General features: G+C 34.2%; 19 protein-coding genes. All 19 read right to left on the bottom strand.

What is annotated here, in order from left to right:
* Window positions 1-5: 5 nt before the first annotated feature.
* The 19 genes from IGJ23_RS13575 to IGJ23_RS13485 all read right to left on the bottom strand — a co-directional run bounded on the left by IGJ23_RS13575 (window position 6) and on the right by IGJ23_RS13485 (window position 19,187).
* Window positions 6-1,214 (bottom strand): DUF3991 domain-containing protein, encoded by a 1,209-nt coding sequence (locus IGJ23_RS13575; RefSeq protein ID WP_438775116.1) that lies wholly within the window; start codon window positions 1,212-1,214, stop codon window positions 6-8.
* Between the two features lie 57 nt (window positions 1,215-1,271).
* Window positions 1,272-3,218: a MobP2 family relaxase gene (mobP2, locus tag IGJ23_RS13570; RefSeq protein WP_438775115.1), complete on the bottom strand. Its 1,947-nt coding sequence runs from the start codon at window positions 3,216-3,218 to the stop codon at window positions 1,272-1,274.
* Complete coding sequence (locus tag IGJ23_RS13565; RefSeq protein ID WP_438775114.1) at window positions 3,218-3,592, bottom strand: hypothetical protein; 375 nt, start codon at window positions 3,590-3,592, stop codon at window positions 3,218-3,220. Before IGJ23_RS13565 ends, mobP2 begins: the two co-directional genes overlap by 1 nt.
* Window positions 3,570-3,860, bottom strand: a complete 291-nt coding sequence (locus IGJ23_RS13560) for a hypothetical protein (RefSeq protein WP_438775113.1) — start codon at window positions 3,858-3,860, stop codon at window positions 3,570-3,572. The genes IGJ23_RS13565 and IGJ23_RS13560 overlap by 23 nt, the downstream gene beginning before the upstream one ends.
* A 382-nt stretch (window positions 3,861-4,242) precedes the next feature.
* A complete protein-coding gene (locus IGJ23_RS13555; RefSeq protein ID WP_438775112.1) occupies window positions 4,243-5,175 on the bottom strand; it encodes a hypothetical protein in 933 nt (310 codons plus the stop codon).
* A 17-nt stretch (window positions 5,176-5,192) separates the two neighbouring features.
* Entirely contained in the window at window positions 5,193-7,682 is a 2,490-nt protein-coding gene (locus tag IGJ23_RS13550; protein WP_438775111.1) for a VirB4 family type IV secretion system protein, read from the bottom strand.
* Entirely contained in the window at window positions 7,679-8,014 is a 336-nt protein-coding gene (locus IGJ23_RS13545) for a DUF5592 family protein (RefSeq protein WP_438775110.1), read from the bottom strand. Before IGJ23_RS13545 ends, IGJ23_RS13550 begins: the two co-directional genes overlap by 4 nt.
* Window positions 8,015-8,099: 85 nt before the next feature.
* Entirely contained in the window at window positions 8,100-10,157 is a 2,058-nt protein-coding gene (locus IGJ23_RS13540; protein WP_438775109.1) for a pLS20_p028 family conjugation system transmembrane protein, read from the bottom strand.
* A complete protein-coding gene (locus IGJ23_RS13535) occupies window positions 10,158-12,716 on the bottom strand; it encodes a type IV secretory system conjugative DNA transfer family protein (RefSeq protein WP_376005179.1) in 2,559 nt (852 codons plus the stop codon). It lies immediately after the preceding gene.
* Window positions 12,713-13,102, bottom strand: coding sequence for a hypothetical protein (locus IGJ23_RS13530; RefSeq protein ID WP_128436205.1), 390 nt, complete (start codon window positions 13,100-13,102; stop codon window positions 12,713-12,715). Before IGJ23_RS13530 ends, IGJ23_RS13535 begins: the two co-directional genes overlap by 4 nt.
* Window positions 13,103-13,951 (bottom strand): hypothetical protein, encoded by an 849-nt coding sequence (locus IGJ23_RS13525; protein WP_376005180.1) that lies wholly within the window; start codon window positions 13,949-13,951, stop codon window positions 13,103-13,105.
* On the bottom strand, window positions 13,951-15,606 hold the full coding sequence (locus IGJ23_RS13520; RefSeq protein ID WP_228197630.1) for a hypothetical protein: 1,656 nt from the start codon (window positions 15,604-15,606) through the stop codon (window positions 13,951-13,953). The genes IGJ23_RS13525 and IGJ23_RS13520 overlap by 1 nt, the downstream gene beginning before the upstream one ends.
* Window positions 15,581-16,690 (bottom strand): hypothetical protein, encoded by a 1,110-nt coding sequence (locus IGJ23_RS13515; RefSeq protein ID WP_438775107.1) that lies wholly within the window; start codon window positions 16,688-16,690, stop codon window positions 15,581-15,583. The genes IGJ23_RS13520 and IGJ23_RS13515 overlap by 26 nt, the downstream gene beginning before the upstream one ends.
* A gap of 23 nt (window positions 16,691-16,713) precedes the next feature.
* Window positions 16,714-17,073: a hypothetical protein gene (locus IGJ23_RS13510; RefSeq protein WP_081115503.1), complete on the bottom strand. Its 360-nt coding sequence runs from the start codon at window positions 17,071-17,073 to the stop codon at window positions 16,714-16,716.
* The gene (locus tag IGJ23_RS13505; protein ID WP_081115504.1) at window positions 17,063-17,260 is read right to left on the bottom strand and encodes a hypothetical protein; all 198 of its coding nucleotides are present in this window, start codon (window positions 17,258-17,260) and stop codon (window positions 17,063-17,065) included. Before IGJ23_RS13505 ends, IGJ23_RS13510 begins: the two co-directional genes overlap by 11 nt.
* 75 nt (window positions 17,261-17,335) lie before the next feature.
* Window positions 17,336-18,145 carry a hypothetical protein gene (locus IGJ23_RS13500; protein WP_081115505.1) on the bottom strand — a complete coding sequence of 270 codons (810 nt, stop codon included), beginning with the start codon at window positions 18,143-18,145 and terminating at the stop codon, window positions 17,336-17,338.
* Window positions 18,146-18,161: 16 nt separating this feature from the next.
* Window positions 18,162-18,635, bottom strand: a complete 474-nt coding sequence (locus IGJ23_RS13495; protein ID WP_438775106.1) for a hypothetical protein — start codon at window positions 18,633-18,635, stop codon at window positions 18,162-18,164.
* A 32-nt stretch (window positions 18,636-18,667) separates the two neighbouring features.
* A complete protein-coding gene (locus IGJ23_RS13490; protein WP_081115507.1) occupies window positions 18,668-19,045 on the bottom strand; it encodes a hypothetical protein in 378 nt (125 codons plus the stop codon).
* 37 nt (window positions 19,046-19,082) lie between these two features.
* Window positions 19,083-19,187 (bottom strand): DUF3789 domain-containing protein, encoded by a 105-nt coding sequence (locus IGJ23_RS13485; RefSeq protein ID WP_128436221.1) that lies wholly within the window; start codon window positions 19,185-19,187, stop codon window positions 19,083-19,085.
* Between the last annotated feature and the right edge of the window lie 200 nt (window positions 19,188-19,387).

The following is a 19,387-nucleotide window of genomic DNA, read 5'->3' as shown; positions in this document are numbered from 1 at the left end:
TACCTCTACACCTGTTCCATCACATTATCTTCTTTGACTATCATAGACTGTTCTACTATGTTATCTTCTTCAGTTACTATGGATTGTTCCATCACGTTGCCTTCTTTAGCCAATATAGATTGTTCCATCAAGTTGTCTTCTTGAACCATCATGGATTGATCGACAGTTTTCAAATGATTGGTTTCTTTTAATAGATCATTGTAATCAAAGGATTCAGACTTCCCCAATTGTGATACCGGCAATTCTTGACGAACATTATAGTTGATAAATGTTTCTGAATATCCCCTTTGTGCCAAATATTTCTTAAAACGATCGACAAAGTCTCTTCCTGCTTCATCATTATTCACACACAATGAAATACGTGGTATGATCGTTTTCTTCCCTTCTGCCATCTTCCGATTGGATTCTAATACTTTTCTAAAATAGGATTCTACGACTTGGTGCTTCAAACCTGACATAGCACAAAAATCAGTATTTACCAATACTTTTTTCGCACCAAAATAATTTTCTTTATATAAAGAAAGATAACTCATCACTTCAATCGGTGCTTCAAATACTTTTAATTCTCCAGTAGGAATTTTCGAGTTTAAACTAGCAAAAAACATCGCATCTTTTTGATTCCCTGGGTGTTGGAAAAGAAAATAAGGACGATCCTTGATCAACCGTTTTTCTTCTGGTAAATAACGTGTTCCTCTTAATTCCACGCCCACCACTGTAGGATTCATGATTTGGGTTCGATCAAAAAATTTGAAAATAATATTTTGATAGCGATCTTCACCAATCAAATTGGCTTGATTAAATAAGGTCACAATCGTTGGGTCGATTTCTCGTTCTTTGGTCAAATAAGAAAATACTTCTGAAAAATTGGACTGTTCTTTAATGTCTCGTTGATAGTTTAACGGTTCATTCTCTTTCACTTGATAATCAGCTTCAGACAACACCTTGACTTCACTGCCTAAAATATCGCCAATGGCTTCTTCAAAAGAAAAATCATAAAGTTTCATCGCTAACATGATACAGTTATTGACTGCAGGTTGATCGATCTCTTTATTGAAAAACATCACTTTTCGACGACTATCATATACCCAACTAGAATGTTCTGTATGACGATAATAGTTGCCTTGGCGTTGGAAAGTTTCTCCTTTTGAGATCATATATTCTAAAATATCTGAATTACGTGCTTCCTTTATTTGATTTGGTGAATAGTAACTCATCTAACATCCTCCTTTAGTAATAAAAAAAGAACAACTTCAATAAAAGTTGTTCACTCGTCAAACGGATAGATCTAAAATGTTTCGTTCATAAAAGCGTTCATTTCGCCATTGTTCTGTATTCTCTCGCAATACACGTTGCAGTTGATACACTTGTTTTCGTTTGGCTACTTCTTTCTGCCATTGCTTTTGTAACATGGCACGTTCTTTTTTGGATAATGGAAAACGCCGTTTCTTCGTCCATTTCGCTTGTTTTTCAGATAATTCTTTTGTTCGTTGATACATGGAACGCACCTCTTCAGCCTGATCTTGGAATAAATGGTCATAAGAATCTTCTGTTGGTATGGATTGTTCCAATGATTGAAAATAACGGTGCCATTCTTCCGCTGTTGGTGGTTCATTTTCTTTATGTTGGAAAGGATTGTTTTCAATTTTCTCCACTGATTCTTTCAAACTTTTTACAAATTCCTTTTGGTATTCTGATACTTCAGAACTTTTTGGTAAACACTGATCGATAAAGTATTCGGTTTGTTCATCGAATACTTCTTCTGTGATCGTTCCTTGTCTCGAACTTGTTAAAATCATTTTTTTCAACACCGGAGGAAAATTGCTTTCTTCCACTTCTTGAATGGTCATTCTTTGGTTATTACTTGTGCGAAGTTTCCATTCATTTTTTAATTCTCGTTTGTATTGTTTACGTTCATCGAGTTCTTCCTCAATTACATTTATTTTTTCTTCTTCTGTACGAATATAAGCCAACAAACTTTCCAAAACTGGAGGCTCGTTGGCTCGGTGTCGTGCAGGATTATTTACAATTCGTTCAAGTGCAAGTTGAAAAGCTTCAGTCGGTTTTGTCTGATTCTCTTCTATGATTTTGTCACGATCAACTGGCTGACCTTCCATCATCATCTCTCCTACTGAACCATTGACTTGTCTTTTTTTAGGAACGAGATCCATCGCTTGGATTTCTTTTAAAATATGGTTTCCTAGACGTGTGTATAAGGTGTGCAATTTATTTTCAGAACTATTCCGACCTTCTCCAAATGCAGACTCTTCTTCTGACTGAATATATGCTTGTCGATCCATCATTTCTTGATACAACTCAGGAAAATTTTGGTCGATAAAAGACTGGATCACTTTGTCTAATTCTTTTTTAAATCCATATTTTTCTGCGTAACCATATTTCTGGTAACCTTTTTGTTCTGGCAGTTTTTCAGCTACACGTTGTAAATCCATAACCATATGATTCAATTGTTCTTGTCCTTGTTCGGAACGTATTCCTTCAATCATTACTTTACGCAACACATCAATTTTCGCACGTTCTTTTTGTAAACCTAACAATTGATTGGCAAAAACTGATTTCATTTTACGCATGGTCTTACGTGAACGATATCCTTTGACCTCAGTAACTAGCTCACCCGTTTCTGGATCGACAAATTTTTTCTTTTCTCGAGTAGGATAAGGTTCGACAGTCGCTACATGGACATGAATATTATCTGTATTGTAATGAATAGAAGCTGTCCACACAGCGGAATCTGTCATTCCTTCTTCTGATAACATCGTAGCCATCGCTAAGCGAATCGCTTCATGAATTTTTTCTTCTTTTAATTGATTCGTTCGTTCATCTAAGTAACCATGTTGAACCAGCCATTGGTTATCAAATGAAAAAACATCTTGCCACATGACACTTCCATTTTTAGCAGCGGCAGTAAATTGTTCTTTCATTCTTTTTAAATCTTCTTCATTTAATTGGTGTTTATCTGCGGAAAACAAGCGAGACGTTTTGACAGGATTTGCCATATAATGAATATACCCTTCTAATGTTTCGTCTTCATCTCCTTCATATGCAGCACTAGTCCCATCTCTATTTGTAAAAGCAGAGTAGGCTTCATAGGCTTCATTCCGAACAGCTTCTTCTCGATCCATATAATCGATATAAGACTGAAATGCAGACGAACCTGGTCGAGCAAATTTTCCAGTCATAATAATCCCAGGAGACGAACTCATCAATCATTCACTCGCTGTTCAAAATGATGAAAAACCTCTTGATTCCGTTTCATCTCTAAATGATTTTCTGCTTCTCTTAAAATATGATTGGGCTCTTGATCAGACGATTTCATTTTGGGAAAATCTTCATAATGCAGTCGTGTGTTTTCAATTTCATAAACCACATTCATTTTGTGTTCTAAATTTCGCAACAAACTTTTTCGCAAGCGACGTTCTTCATCTAATTCTTCTTGAAGTTGTTCGATCATTTTTTTTTGTGCCAAGTAACGATCTGCCAAAATATTGATCACTTCAATTTTTGATCCACCAAATTTCTCCAACATCTCATTTAATAATTCTTCCGTTTGTAAATTAGGATTGATTGAAAACTTCATGGCTATTCTCCTCTTCTGTATTTATCATTGGCAAAATACCTTTTTTTACATTTAACAAGTAAGCTTGTGTATTTAAATCTAAATGGGCAATCACATCATCTATTATCGCCTTCATTCGTAATTCTGTTTCGAGTACTGCTTCAAATCGCCCAGCTTCTCGAATATATTTTTTCAGTTGTTCGGAAGGATTTTTTTTATATTTTTTACAATAGATTTTAAACTGTTCCCACTCTAAATCATTTACATTTCTCAATCGAACTTCTGTCACTTTCTTACCTCCGTTTATTTTTTAAAATGGAAATTAATTGTTTCAAATTCTCTCCTTTGTTCGATAAAAAATAATAGATTCCATAAAAAATGCAACCCATAAAAATAAAAAGGATCAATAAACACAACACGAATCGAATCAATGATCTCCCTCTCTTTCGTTCTAAAATGTAATTTGCCATTACTAGTGCAACAAGAGCATAAGACAAAAAGGGGGACAGAATCGTCCCCAACCCGACAGTGTCGGGCTTTTTGCGTGTGTCACTAAAATAGCCGTTTTCACCGTTTAGAAGACGGAATCACAAAATAGGTGACACTAATCATCTAACAGAAGACTGTTTTAACCGATTAGGTGACAGTCAATTTCTCAAAAATGATTAATTTTATTGCCCTCTCTCCTGGTAATCTTGAATCTGTTCATGAAGCTTTTGGATCTTCTCTTGCAATTCCTCATTGTTAGATTCTGCTTCAGTAATTTTTGTCTCATACTCACTAATTTGTGATTGTTTCGTTTGGATTTCTTGATTGGTTTCTTCAATTTCTGTTTTCGTTTCGTATTTCTTTTCGCTTTCTAACTCATTGATTTCCCTCTCAATTCCTTCAATAAATTTTTGACTTTGTCGAATCAAATCTTTATTTGTTTGGATCAATTTTTCTGATTCTTTGATTTGTAACTCTAAACATTTTGCCAAATACTTGTCCTCATTTTGTGGTTTTGCCTGTGGATCTTCTGGTACTTTTTTTCGATTCATAAACAAAGCACCTTGTACAGTTTCTTCATCTGGATCGACTTCTTTTCGACCATAGTTTTCAAATAAATCTTGAATACTTTTTGGATCGAAGTCAGGATTTGTTGGAGAAACAATACCAATATCAATGACGATTGATTTCCAATTTTCTGGAATCTGAGAGAGCTGAATCAAATAATAGTTCTCTGTTAAACGGATCAAATGATGCGGAATTTCTTGTTCTGTTTTTGATTCCGAAGCAATCATTTCTAACTTTCCACCCTCTGGCATTGTTCCATCTGCTTTCAATAATATCTCGGCATAATGTGTCTTTTCGTTATAGCCTCGTTCCAATTGTGTGAGGGTTAAATCATTCAAAGAAAGACTATGATTTACACCGATAGGTGTGTCCGCTAAATCTTTTTCTGTCCCTAAAAGAATGGAAGGCACTGAAAAAAATAAGACCATTCCTAACGTAAAAAAAAGAGCCATACGATAAAATTGATCCGCATGCTCGACAAAAAATTGTTTCGTTTTTTTCCATTTTTGTTGAATAAAAGTAACGATAAGGTTCCACCTTCCTCTCAAAAAAATAAACTTCTAAATTAATGACCGCCGGCAAAAATCTCGATTTCTTCTTTCGATAAATCAATATTCAAATGGAAATTTCCTTTCCCTTTGATTGCTAAAATTGCTTGTCCTTGATTGAGATTAGGAATACTTTCTAACTCGCTCTCACGTAGGGTTTCTTTGAAAGAATCTTTTAATTCATCAATCGAACTTGGGTCTTGTTTCATGATAAAAGTATAAGTAGACAGCTTCAAAAGTTTACGAACTTTCTCCTTAAAGTTGTCGGACGCTCCTTTAGAAAACAAGTCTGAAATATCATGCGTAGCTAAGCCTAAGCCTCCAAAAGCTTTACGTGCTTCTCGCTCATATCGATCAAGTAAATCAATGGCATCCATGTTTTCTTGTCGTGTAATATTATGAAATTCATCAATCACTAACAAGGTTCGTATCGCTTCTTCTGGACGTTTCAAATGATTATCTACAAAATATTTTTCTCTCATCCCTCGTGTCATCGCAAGATTCCATACTAAGAAAAGAAGATTATAAAATTGAGCATTAAATACTGCTTTTCCCTTATTCAATAAACTACTTAAGTCAAATGAAACAGAGTAATAATCATCAAAATTTAAAGTAGTATGACGGTTAAAAATTTTCCCATCTGATCGCAACATGGCTTGACTAACTGAATAAATTTTATCTAACCTTTTTGCTTCAAACTCTGATAGGCAGGAGCGAAATTTCCTTTCCTCTTCAAACAATTCATTGTGAATAAAACGAGAAAAATCTTCCAATAAAGGATATTGAATCGCTTCATATTGTGTGGCATTTTCCAATACCATTTGGTGATCAGAAAACCACTTTTCATAAAACAAATCAATATACATATCTAATGACGTATTTAGCTCAGGATCATTGTCTCCATGGATATTTGCGAAGATAATTTTCAATTTATTTTTACTAACGTTGTAACTTTCTTGTTCATCTACTTCGCCAGTCAACTCATTAATCACTGTCGCAAATATTTGGAAAGGATTGACTGTTCCATCACGACCAGAAGCGTCTAACGACAAACCACCATAAGCTTTCATAAACCGATTATTCTCGGCATTTGCCATAAAATAATACGTATAGTTACCTAACAAATGATTGTGACTACCGATCTTTTTCAACGTTGAACTTTTACCAGAACCAGGAATACCGATCAACACAAAATTATAAGAAAGTCGCATATAATCCTTGTGCCACATATCTAAAATAACCAATCCCCCTGTATTGGTTCGACCAAAATAAAGACCTCTCGGATCAATTAATTGGCTATAATTCAATGGATAACTTGCCCCTAAATCATTCGTCGTCAACTCTTTCCCTTGACGATTTTTTGCTTGCTTTTGTTCTTTATGTGAACGATAAAGTGCCAATAACTCTGTATCTTCTTCTCCCAAAAAGAAAGAAGCTTTATAACCTCTAATAGAAAGTCGTTGATTGATTTTATCTGCTTGTTGTTGAACTTCATCTTTCGTTTTTCCTGAAATATAGTAACGTGTCGTCACTTCTTTGACACTCTCATTTCCTGTGATCATGTCCTCCATCAATTCTTTTAATAATTGATACTCAATACCCGCTTCTTGTCGAATATCCTCTGAGAATCCCTTTCTCGCATTGTCACGACTCTCTCCAATGGATTTATTCAACTCTTTTTTGATTTTGGATAAACCTAAATGAGAAATATCAACTGTGGTAATCACTCCAGGTTGACGAAAAATTTGTTCTCCCCAATAAAAAAATTCTTTCTTTGCGTACTTATACAAATGAGAGACACCGATATAATTTCTGCCTGTTTGACTAAACCAATTTCCCTTAAAAGTAATTCCTGTTTGTGGCATGATCTCACTCATAAACTTCCAATCTTCTTTTGCCTTATTACAATAATCAGGATCTGACAAAATATCATCAAATTGTGGAGGGCGATCGCCTAAATTATATAACTGATAAAGTAAACTTTTCTTTTGCGCCACTGAGATTGGATGAATATGAATATATTTGTTCACGCTGTGTAACACTTCAGAACGAGCATTCTCCAACGCTTCTCTTGTTTCTCCAAAAATTTGGATATATACGATATCTTCTAACAATGATTGTGACTGTTCGAGTTCCCATACTTTGTGTTCCCGCTGCTCTCTCAGATACTCACTCCCCTCTTTTGGAAATCGATCATACAAATAATCAATTTGTTGGGTTGTATCTGCCGCATACCCCATAAAAATTAATTTAATGTCTGACGTAGTACTTCGGAAAAAATCTACATAGCTTTGAATCCCTTGGCGCTGAATTTCTGTTGGTTCTTTACGAATTGAATAGTTTTCTAATAATAAATAATCTGTAAATCCATTTCTTGTGACAATACAATCTTCTTCAATCATAGAAACATGATTCATTAGTTTTAAGACACTGTTCGGAATTTTGTAATTTGGTTTGTGTTTCTTTTTCTTCTTTGTTTCTTTTTTTAAGGAATCATCGATAATCATTTTTCTTCCTCCGTTAGTTGTTTATTTTCTTCAAATGCTTCTTGTTGCGAAAGATAGATCGTATCTGGATGATAAATAGTCAGATCCTTTCTTAAAAGATCCACAAGTGTGGTTATATTCTTTTGACTTGGTTTCATTGGAGACGGCAACATCCAAAAAATAGTTACCAATACAAGAAATAGACGAAACCACAAGCGTAAAGGAGGATAAACTAAAGCTGCAATATAATTCCAACCATAAAGCAATACACCAAAAAATATGGCGGCATCCATTAAAGTGTAAACACCTCCGACACGCATCGTATCCGTAATTCGGTTAGGTCGAGTAAACATGTTTGTTCCTTCCTTTCATTTATCAGTAAAAATTGAAGAACCCTATTGAGAAATAGAGTTCTTCATCAAATACCAATATAATCACTTATTCTTCTTTCTTTTCTTCTTTTTTAGATTCTTTAAGTTCACTTTTTATTCTTCGTTTTTGTTGGCGATACTGCCCATAATCTTTTCCGAGATCATAAGCATCTCGACGTTTACTCATAAAGGACGAAGAATGATAACGTCTAGGATCTTCTTTTCCATAGCCAAATACTTTATTTTTAGTTGCTTGTTTTAATGGATTATTTTTCTTATGTTGAGACAATTCTTGATTTAATCGGTCAGACTTCGCAGAAAATGTTCGTTTTGGCTTTTCTTCAGTTTTAGGAGATTTTGGATCGTCAGAATCTTGATTGAAACCAGTCTCTTTTTCATTATTAGCTGATAAATGAGCTTCTTCATTTCCAGATGAATAAGAATTTAAATCATCTGAATTGGTCATTTCTTCTGATTCTTCAGCCTCTTGACGTGCCATTTCATTGAATCCTAGTGGAGAATCAGAATTAATATCTGCTTCAGTTGGTTCTAGCGATTCCAAACTATCAAAATCTGAAGATTCAGGGGAAGATTCAGAAGTTTCTTGTGTTTCTTGTGTGTTTTCTCCCACACCATCTGATTCTGTAGACGATTCTTCATTTTCAGAGGATTCTTGATTTTGTAAATCATTCGAATCTTTTGATTGGTCTTTCTCTCTTTCTTGCTCATTAAAGCCTTTATTAGATTTAGAATCATCTTCTTCCTTATTCTCTGAATCCGAATCACCACCATTCATCATGTCATTAATCCCCTTCAATCCTTTTCCATTGCCATTATTTCCTGCGCCTGCAGTAGCTAATGACATTCCTAAACCAAAAGCACCAACGTCAGCTAATGCACCACCTGCGGACTTCGCTGCACTCACACCAAAGTCTTTGATCCCTCGTACAAGTTTTGACCCACTGAAGGCTGCCATCATCACACCAGCAGTTCCTTTCAAACCTGCGTCGATTCCTGTCACACGTTGGAATCCATTTGGTCCATCGATCAATGCCCATGCAGCACCTGCCATCGCAATAATGTAAGTGAAAAAATCAAAATTCATCGACTTGATATAAACCGTCGCAACAATATAGATTTGAAAAAGAATTGGCACGTAGACTAACAAAGCAAAACTACCAACTAACTCAGAAAAAACAGCTTTCACTCGTTGCATACCCATGAAATCTGCCAATCCACCTTTGACTAATAAAACATAATCGCCATACATTTTGGCAATGATTATCGCAAATTTAAAGGAAGTAATTGCTAAAGCCACAATCATTACCAATTCTGTTAGATAAATATTAAAAAAACGTACTTTGTTGCGATAATAATTTGGCGAAAAGAATTCAGACATTAACCAAGCCGCAAAACCACTTGGTTGTTCAATATCCACCACTGAATCCTTTCCTTTAGAGTCTGTTTTGATTTTTTTCTTAAAAACTTCTCCATTTTTCACATCATCAGGCTCATCAATTTTTTCTTTCATATCGATTTGCTTGGCATGCTTATAATGGTTCAGATTTTCACCCTTTTTTAATTTCCATCCTTCTTCTGCCATAGCTAACAAATCGGTGGTATTTTCCAAAATAATCGACTCACCTGGACTTTGATCTACCTTATTAATGGCTTTGAATACACCTTGTGTCATGGTTGAAGCCGTTGACCATAACGTAGGAGCCATCAATGTTAAACAAAGGATCAAAAACAAATTTAATGGTGCTTGTGTTGCGCCATTGACTTTGTTAAACATTAATAAAATAAAAAAGCCCACTACTGCCATTAACAAAAGAAATCCTTTTAGTGGATCGATTTTGTGCATTAACTCATTGAAAGCTGGATTGTCAAAAATATTTAACAACTTTAAAAGGTTCTCCATCACACCATACAATCCATCTAAAACCCAAGCACCACCTTCCGCAATCTTCATGGCTATTGGTCGTAAAAAATCCCAACCTAGATTTCCTTGTGTTAAATAATCAGAGTAATGATTTAACAGCTTTAACAATTGTTCATTAGACATCACTGTTGCACCATTTCCAGAGAGAAAATTAGTCACAACATTGGCTAGAATAAACAGCATTTATTTTTCCTCCCCTCCTATTTGAGTAAAACCATTTTTTTCAACGCTTTGAATCATCCGTTCATAAAGAGGCTCTCTACCAACATTGGCTAACCATTTTTTTATATCTTTGATCGTCCCTGATTGAAGCAATTGTTCATATTCTTCCTCTATTCGTTGTGGATTTTCCTGTGATTCACAAAAGATTCGTACGTCCTTTTTCAATTTCTGTTTAAAGAAATAACTTAATGGACTAGCTGAATCCAATTCTTGTATGGGTTGTTGTTGAACGTCTTTCGTAAAATAGTCGTCAAAAATCGTATCTAATTCTGTCAAACGTAAGTTTTCAACTTGTGGTTCGACATGTTTTTCTTGCGGAACTCGTACAGAATCCTCTTTTTCTGACTGATTTTCTCCTTCATTTTTTGAAGCTTCCTCTGCTTCAAAGTCTCTTCCTTCAAGAATCGCTTGTCTTCTTTCTTCTTTTTCTTCAATCATGAAAGGATCAACCAAATAAAGTAAATGACTTAAGTTGATTTGAGTATGTGGTGCATGGCGATACTCTTCTTCGATTTCCTCCCAAGTACTTTCTTCATACGGAATATATTTCCATGATTCTAACATTTTAGTTTCCCCACGATTGTAAATAGGATACATATTTTCAATGACATTCCCTTTTAAATCATGAGTTTTCATGCTTCGAATCACAACAGTTTGTCCAAAAGGTAAACGAGACAATTCATCTTTCGTTAACATAGGGATACGTTCCATGGAATCGGTGAGTGTTTTCTCACTATCTGCGACTTTTCCTTGACGTGAAAGGGAAAGATTTGCTCGATTCCCTAAGTCTTCGACAATCATTTCTCTTGTTTTCTTTGATTTTGTTTTAACTACAATTGTATTTCCGCAGTTTGCAATAATCGTATTCGAGTCGTCACCATACTTATCTAATTGTTCATAGTTTTGTAATACAATCACATGGCTAAGTCCTACTTTTAACCCATCGGTCATTTTGGTTGCTAATTCAGGAATTTTAACCATATTTCCTGCTTCTTCATAAAGAAAAACTACTTGTCTTGGTAATTTACGATTCGGTTGTTTCAATCCCGCTTTCGTTAATTCTTTAAAGCTTTGATCGAAATAATTAGCCGCAATCTCGTGATTCGATTTATCTTGGTCAGAAACAACCACAAAAACAGCCATTGGTTGTTCGCCAAACCCTAAATCCATGTAATTGATTGAATTTTGAGCCATTAACTTGGCATTTCCTGTTCTACGAAATGCTTTTAAATTCGTTAACATATGTGTTACCACATTCCCAATGGTTGATTTTGCAGGTGCTGAAGCTAAAATATCTAAATAAGCCAAATGCGCAGGGTGATCTAAAGGCAATTCTTGGAAATAGAAGTCTAATACTGACTTTCCTTTGTATTTACTGAATAATTGTTTTCTTTTTCTTAAATCATCTGTATAGTTTTGAATGACAGAATGAGATTCAGTAGTAATTTGATCACTGTTCATTTCCGCAATCATATTCACAATTGTATACATATTGGAAAGTTCTTCTCGTTGAATCAATAGAGATTCTTCAATCAATGCCAAAGATCCAGCAGTAAATAAAGCAGTCGCCGCATTTTGCCAAAAAGGTTCTTTCGCATGCGGATCATGAAAATAGGTATAACATAACGTAGCCAATTCAGATTGGGCTTGATCGAGTCCTCGATCTCTCTCAATTGTTGTGTCTCCAAATAAATATTGTTTATAGTAATGAACAACCAGAGCTAAAGGGTTCGTTGTGTCTGAAACAGCTGTATCATTTAAATTCAACAATCTAACTTTGTAATTTCTTTTTTCCAATAATTTTTTCCACTTCAAATAAAGTTCTCCAGAAGGATCATGAATATTCATCGAACGTTTTTCCTTCATATTCGTTGTTCGACTGTATCCATCGATCGCTTTTTCAACTCCAAAAACCCCTTTACCGACACGAGTTTCCCCAACGATAGCCACATTCGTTGGCTCACTAGAAATATATTCTCGAACTCGATGACACTCTCGATCTTCATTTGTTCGAGGAGACGTTCCCACGACCATTCCTGATGGGCCATCATAGGCTTCCATATCATCTGTAGGCATGACTGGATACTGATAATCTAATTCACTCTTTCCATCTGCCCAACGAGACGTCGCCGCAGTCATAACATCTTCTAATGGCATAAAGCTTTTACGGACTCTGTATAATTTGTACCCAAATAAAAATGTACAAAATGAGGAAATCAAAAAGAAAAATAACCACCCTGTACTGTTTTTTGGTAACTGAAAGAAAAACTTTAACTGAAACGCATTTTTCCAGTCGCATTCTCCAAAAAGTCCATTTGGAAAGACTTCAGTAAGAATACTTGGTAAAGATACAATGTAGTTGGAAAATAAAAATAGAAAAATGAACAAACTAACAAATAAAGGATACAATACACGTTTCTGTCCAAGATAACGTTCAATATGCTTGTAGGGTGTGCGTGTAGGATCACGCCAAAATCGAGTACCAACTAAATCTCTTCTCCAAAATTTTGAATGTTTCATGTACGTTCTCTTTCATTTTGATAAAATAAATCAAAAGCATACGGTTGAAATGAAACTGTTTCATCCATTTCATTATTATCTATATATTGTTCCATCTGTTCATATTCTGTTGCTAAATACTCTTGTCCCAACTCTTCATGACCTATCAAATCAACCAACTGGTTAATTTCCATTTCTTTACATTTTTCTTGGCGAATCTGTTGGTATTCCTTCAGACTCTCAATGCGAAATTGAATCGCTTCTTCTAAAGTATGCGTCTCATCGTAATTTTTAATCATATAAAGCTCTTTTTTTGTTAGTTCCGTTTCTTCACAATAACGACGATAAATTTCACGTAAATCTATTTTATGAAGTTCTTCCTTTATTTTCTGTTTACTTAAAACCATTTATCCTTTTCCTTTCTTCTGATAACTTAAAAATATCTTTTTCACTTTTTTTAATAATTCATACGAAGTTGGTGCTTCAACGATAACTAGCAACAAACTCATTAGGAGAAGACCTAAATAACGTAAAATGTTTTGTTCTTCAATCATTCCGTTGATACTTAGATAGAAAACTAAAAAACTAAGTGTTAGATTCAATATACATCGATAAAAGGAAGCCAATTTATATGAACCTCTCGAAACAGTCATAGTAAAAGGCGTACGCTCGATATGATAATAATAAGAAATCCTTTCAACAGGTATATTTCCATGAGGTGTCATAATCAAATCTTCTGCCACTTTTTCAAAACCTATATAAGTTAGATATTTCAATGATCTCTGCTGCTTATTCAAAGCATAATTCGTAATAATTGATTGATCATATACTTGATTCAAACGACTGCCTAATAATGTAAAAACTAACAAAATCAAGAACGAGCGAAATGCAGAAATTGAAATATCCCCCATATCAACACCATCAATATAAGCCATTCCTCCAGTAAACAAATAAAATATCCACAATCTTCTTGTTTGTAGACAAATATAAGAAACAATGGTTGCCCTTATCTTGGGCTTATTAAAAATTACCTTTACAAGAATTTTTATCACCAAAAATACCCCATAATAAAAACCAATAATCGAAAATAAAGTACACAAATTCCCATAGTGCATTTCTCTAAAACGAATCTGATAACTTTCTAAATAGTTATAGCCAGAAAGAATAACAGGTAAGGACGTATAAAGGCATGCAAGTACTAAAAGTCCTTGCATGCCTCGACAAATAACTAAAGAATAATAATCGTTTTTACTCATTATACGATTCCTCCATTTCCTATTTGAGTGCCGCTATCCGAAGAAGATCCTTCTGACAAAATGGTAGATTGATCACTTGGATCTTTATTCAGGGAGGATTCCGATTGATTTTGTTCATTCAACGATGAATCAGTCATTTCTGGCGTTTCTGGAGCTGTTTCAGGCGTAGAAGGAGCTTCCACTTCTTCTACAGTAGGCAATGATTGAAAATCACTTAGAACGGAATCTACAGCGCTATTTTGTTTGTTAGCCTCATTGGCTACCGTTTCGACAGCCTGATTGGCTTGTTCCAAAGCAGGTTGATAATCCGTTTGTTGACTCTCTTCTATTTGGCTACCTACCACTTGATTAGTTGTATCTAATGCTTCTGAAGCTTGTGTCGCTTGGTTGATTTCATTCTGTACTGCATTGCTTACTTGTTCATTCGACTGCGCATTAGATACTGTTGTTTGGATCTCATTTTTAGTTGTAGAAACTTGTGTTTGTAACTCTTGATATTGTTGATTCATATCTGGTAACCGATTGGCTGTTTCTTGTGCTTGTTGAACTGATTCACTCATTTGTGTGGTCGTTTGATTGGCTTTGTTCTGTGCTTCTTTGATTTCAGTTACTTTTTGAGTCAATTGTTCATACGTTTCACGATATAAATCATAGTTGATTGGCAATACTTGTCCATCGACTTCAATCAATTTCTTGATTTCTTGTGATAGACGATTGTATTCATTGACTAGATCAGAAACTTTTTGCCATTCATTCGTTGCTTGTTCTGCAGTTTGTGCAGTTTTTTCTTCAATCATTGTTAAGTTTTCTAACTCTTTCTTTACTTGATTCAATGATTGATTCAATTGTTCTGCTTTATTTTTAACAGTGGTTAAAGCAAGCTTATTCGTAGTAATGAGTTGATCTAATGTATGATCTGGTTCATCTGGTGTAACTGGCGGCACTGGTTCTGGATCAGGTGTTGGCTCGGGAGTAGGGTCTACTGGTATATCAGGAATATCTGGTATAACGGGTACATTGGGATCATCTGGTAAAACAGGTATATCTGGAACAACTGGTTTTTCTTCGTCTATTCCTGGATTTTCAGGTTTCTCAGGTAAAACGACTTCTGGTTTTTTATCTGGCAAAATAGGTTTTGACAAATCCGTCAATTCTTCTTTGGACGATTGTTGTTTATCTGTCAGTAAGAATAAAGGTTCTTTCTTATTTTCACTATTTGGTTTAGTTTCTCGTTTTTGTTCCTTGATTTCTTGTACATCTAATGCTTTAGCTAATTCCCCAATGAGATTTGTTCGATCTTTCTTGTCATTATCTGACACTTTAAAACCAAAAATACTTGAATCATCTTCGTTATTTTCTCCTGTTAACACACCTAAAAGCTTATCCATACTACTTTTTCTCTTTGATGTTGATTTTTCTTTACCTTTTGTTTCTTTTTCGATTGCTTTTTCCCATGTTTTTTCACTTTCTTTATCGCTATCCATAGAATGCACTTGCTCTTTTTTGGCTACTTCTTGTTGTGGTGAAGTACTATAACTATAAGTAATAAGACCTCCTACGCCTAGAATAGAGACGGAACATAATCCGATTAACCACCATTTTTTCGGAATCGATTGAAACCCATTCCCTTTATTGTTCGTTGTTTGATTCGTCATTTGAAACTCCTCCTAATTGTTGTAATTTTTCTTCCCAAAGTTTATAGTTTTCTTCTGCTTCCTTACGTTCAGATTCAGAAAGTGTCGTATTCTCTTTGTCTTTTTGATATTTTTCAAGTAGATTCACAATACTTTTAGCCACAGATAGATCTTCAGTTAATTCTTCGTCATGAATTTCTTGATTGATTTGTTCTGCTTTTTTGACTTCTTTCTCATGAATGGCTTGATAAGCTTCTTCTTTTTTTGCAAGCTGAATCTGCTCGTCTAATACCGTACTTTTAATTTCTTGGTTGATTAGTTCTGCTTCTTCGATTTTTCCTTGCTTTAAATAGGCAAAACCAAGCATACCTTGTGTTTCTTCATTCACAGGCAAATCAGTCATTTCTGTGATTTTTTTCCACTGGTGTTCTAAAAAGAGTAAATAAAAGAAAGCAAGAGTTGATTTTCCTTCTTTTGATAGCTTAGATAACTCTTTTTTATTTTTTTCCTGATAAAGTTGCTTTACTAACACTTCTTCTTTTTGTGGGTATTCTTTCAACGCTACAATATATTCTTTCTTATCAACCAATGTTTGATAAGAATCGATTGGATTCGTCTTGATTTTTTGAGTTGAACTCCACAAAATACCAATAAAAAGAAGAAAAAAAATACTTCCTCCTATACCTATTTTTTTCCAATGAATCTTAAAAAAAGATTGCAAAGAATCAAGGTTGAGAGAAAAGTACTTTTTGTTCTTCTTTTCAGAAGACGGTGTGAAAGAAACTGAAGTAGACGAAGGTTGTGTTCCACCAGGAAAAGCTAATTCTTGATCTAACAACTCCAACAATTTCTGTCCTTTACGCTGTTTTAATGTGCCTGCTTGAATCATTTGTTCAATACTATAATGAATGGATTCATGAAATGATAAACCTGAAACACATTGATATTTTCCTTGATACAAGACTTTTTTATCTTGTACCAAGAGATAAGTCACCGAATTTTCTGGACGTAATTCTTCTGAAAGTTGTTCAAATTCCACATACGAATAGCGTTCTTTTCTAATTCGTACTGCATTAGATTCTTCAATCTTAACTTCAATCAACATTCTCACCAACTTTCATTTTCAAACTATTTAATGGACATAATCCAATCCACTAATTGTGCCGCAAATGAAATACCTAGAATAGAAACTCCAGCACGAATAATAATCATCTTTGCTTTTTGACTAACTTCCATAATTGGCATCATGTTAGCTAAAAATCCACCTGCAATAATTGCTGTTCCAATTGCAGCAGTGATATTTCGTACTAATTTTGTGATTGAATCACCAGCATGGTTTACTGAACTTTGTATATCAGCAAATGCTTCCATCGGAAGTACTAGTTGAAAGAGAAAAATAACCGCAAATACACTTAAACTAAATTTTACCCATGAAGAAATTCTATATTTTTTCCTTTGCCCTAAAAGATTCATTTGATTATTTTCCATTGTATTGTCCTTTCTGAATTTGATTGTTATTTGCTTGTTTTTTCAAGCTTTTTAAAATCAGTTCTTGATTTTCGGAAATAATTTTCTGGTGGAACTGATCTAATGCCGTATCATAGTCTTGGCCGTTGGCTTCTAAAACTGCCATTGCGACCTCTTTTGTTTTTCGTTGTTCTACAGATAATGCCATATTCATTTCTCCTTTATTTTTTTATAAAAAAAATAGAAGATACAAAATCTTCTATCTGAAAAACACTTGATTCAATTATTTTTGTAATTCGGGTACTCGTTTTCCTGACAATCGTTGTTCTTTTAGAAAATCACGTACTTTATGGTATTCTATACTCGGAATTTTCTTTATCCACGCATTTTTGTAGCCATACCCATTCCAGATAAAACCTTCTTTTCGTAAAATTTCACGATATTGATAAGCACCAGGAACAGCAATATAATACGTTTGAACGAAAATTGGCTCTAAGAAGGAAACGACTTTCAACTCAAAATCTTGGTGAAAACTTTCCAAAATTTGTCGTTCTCTCATGGCTTGTGCTTCGTTCTCAAATTTTCTTACCCACATATGTTGACTAGCTAAGTAAGAAAAATCACGTCTTTTTAATAAGGCACGTGCATGATAAGCACCCAAAACAACCACCGTATCTTTTTCTTTTGACTCTGTAAACTCCTTTGCAAAAGAATTGCCATAATACTGACAGAGTTTCTTATAATCAGAAGAGTCCTGACTATCCATTAAAAGATCTTCTTGATTGAGATATCCTTTATTTAACGCTGTACAGACTAAAGGATAGAAACGAGCATAGAACGTTTCTTTATGCGCTGTTTCGCCGAGATCCATAGCTTCTATATGATGAGCCACTTCATGCAAAGCAGTTAAAAAGTTTGCGCCAGGTGCCCGACTCAAATTATATATTTCGATTTTTCGATCATTTTGAATGTATTGTCCATGTTTTGATTTTAGCTCTTTAGGAACGATCCTAATTGTAAAGTCCTGATAGATTTTCTTATCTGGATAGGTCTCTTGAATGACTTGTTTCAATACATGTTCTAATAACAACATGATCACCTCTTTTCATTTAACTCTTCTTACCTATTAATTTTTCACTTTGAAGACAGAAATTCTCACACACTGTCATATATTGTAAAAATTCCTTTGAACCCAATGTCGTCTGAAGGCGAAATAGGATATTTCGTATGAAATACTGATTCAATTTAGAACAAATTATATCCATTTCTTTGATTCGTTCTTCTTTTGTCTGATTTTGAGATTCGCCTGAAGGATCTAACTCTGGAACAAAAAATGCCAACAAATGCGCAATTAGCTCAAAATAATTTGTTTCCTTATCTACCATTAAATCATTATATTTGTTACCGATTATTCGTTGATTTTCCAAATTCCTAATAAAATCTGGCAATTGTTGTACTTCATTAACTATTTCTCGCAATTCTTTTATTAACGGTTTTAATTCATCTGATACATGATTTCCTGTATTTTCGATTGATAAATCAGGAAAAGATAGATTTTCCTCTTGTCTCTCCAAATCAAACATCCTCCTAAAATCCTAAATTAAATAATACCTACTTATTCTTTTGTAGTTTGTTTCATCAGATTTTCCGTAAATGCCTGACGATCAATTCCAAAATTTAAAGCCCCACTTCGAGATTGGATCACTCTCAAAATAGGTACTTCTTGAATGACATTTCTTCGATCATCTAAAATACACAAATTCTTAATATATCGAGCATTTGGTAACTGTTTTTGATAAGTTGGTTGACTCTTAACAGCATTGTCAGGTAAGCAATAACAATATTCAGTTTCAATTATGCCATTCTTTTTCTTTCTCAATTTTCTTGAAACACGAGATTTGATAATGTCTCTACTATAGGCATAAAAATTGTAATCTTTCTCTTCTAATAATAAATCCTTCACAGGATATAAATTTGATTTTTGGTTTTCCAAGATAAAAATTCCTCCTAAAAATTAGATAAATCTGTTTTTATTCTCTTTTAAATTGTTGATCTTCTTGTTTTCCTGGAACTAATAGTGCCATGATTCCTATTCCAAACATAGTACCCACAAACAGACCTGCATAAAATATCATATGAACTCCTTCCTTCTTTCCTTTATAGCAAAATAAAAACAGCCTTATTTCCTAGAATAAGACTGTTTTTGGATCAAGCAAGCGCGATTGAAAAATAAATTATATAAAAAGATAATAATATAAATTTATTTCCTATACTTATTTTTATTAGAATAATTATTATACTTACTATATGATATGAGCAAGCTCTTTTATCAATT

Origin of the sequence: Enterococcus sp. DIV1682a (assembly GCF_051711005.1) — a bacterium.
Taxonomy (GTDB): domain Bacteria; phylum Bacillota; class Bacilli; order Lactobacillales; family Enterococcaceae; genus Enterococcus_B; species Enterococcus_B hirae.
This window is presented reverse-complemented; position numbering and strand designations above follow the sequence as displayed.